Below are 932 nucleotides of genomic sequence, written 5' to 3' on the forward strand. Positions count from 1 at the left end.
AAGTAGTCTCAAAACTTCAAAGTGTGTGTTTGATTGGTCTTAGAGTTGCATGAGAGATTCTCTGAAAGGAGATTCTCTCATGGAATTGACGCTGATCTGGTGGCCCAAACGGAAACGGGCTTCCTTAACTTCAGCGTCCAGGACGGATCGCACAGTCACTTTGACTGATAAACAATGGGCGTTCATCTCGGGTTTGTTTCGGTGGACGCCACCCACTTCCAAAGGAGGCCGTCCCAAAGCCCATCCACGGGACTGTTTGGAAGGTGTTTTGTGGGTGCTGGTGACCGGGGCTCGATGGAAAGATTTACCAAAAGAATATCCCTCCAAAGCCACCTGCCATCGACGTTTTGTCGAATGGACCAAAGATGGTCGTCTCCTGAAAGTGTGGCAACGTTTGCTTGAACTGACCGACTCTCGCCAGCCAATTGATCTTTCCGAGACATTTGCCGACGGAACGTTTTCGTCAGGTAAAAAAGGGGGCAAAGTATTGGCCCAACTCGTCGTGGGAAGGGGACAAAAGTGATGATCTGTGTCGACGCGAATGGAATTCCCATTGGCATCGACACAGAATCGGCCAACCGCAACGAAGTCATTTTGATCGAACCGCTGCTGGACAAACTGGCATTGCAAAATCGACAACCCGAGCGTGTCATTTACGACAAGGCGGCCGACAGCGACAAGCTTCGTCTGCGACTGGCAGCGAGAGATATTGACTTGATCTGCCCTCACAAGAAGGACCGCGTCAGTCCCCCGCTGCAAGATGGTCGCAAGCTCAGACGCTACCGACGAAGATGGATCGTGGAACGCACCATCGCCTGGCTGCACAACTACCGCCGGATTGTCACACGCTGGGAACGCCATGATTTTCTCTACGAAGGTTTCGTTATCCTCGGATGTGCATTTACACTGCTCAAACGGTTTTGAGACCGCTT

2 protein-coding genes are annotated in these 932 nt (G+C 51.6%); both read left to right on the top strand.

Translation table 11 applies throughout. From position 1 onward, the window contains the following. Window positions 1-79: 79 nt before the first annotated feature. Window positions 80-523 (top strand): transposase, encoded by a 444-nt coding sequence (locus AB1L42_RS23805; RefSeq protein WP_367062728.1) that lies wholly within the window; start codon window positions 80-82, stop codon window positions 521-523. Continuing rightward, the gene (locus AB1L42_RS23810) at window positions 523-924 is read left to right on the top strand and encodes a transposase (protein ID WP_367062731.1); all 402 of its coding nucleotides are present in this window, start codon (window positions 523-525) and stop codon (window positions 922-924) included. The genes AB1L42_RS23805 and AB1L42_RS23810 overlap by 1 nt, the downstream gene beginning before the upstream one ends. Window positions 925-932: the final 8 nt, after the last annotated feature.

Source organism: Thalassoglobus sp. JC818 (assembly GCF_040717535.1).
Classification (GTDB): Bacteria; Planctomycetota; Planctomycetia; order Planctomycetales; family Planctomycetaceae; genus Thalassoglobus.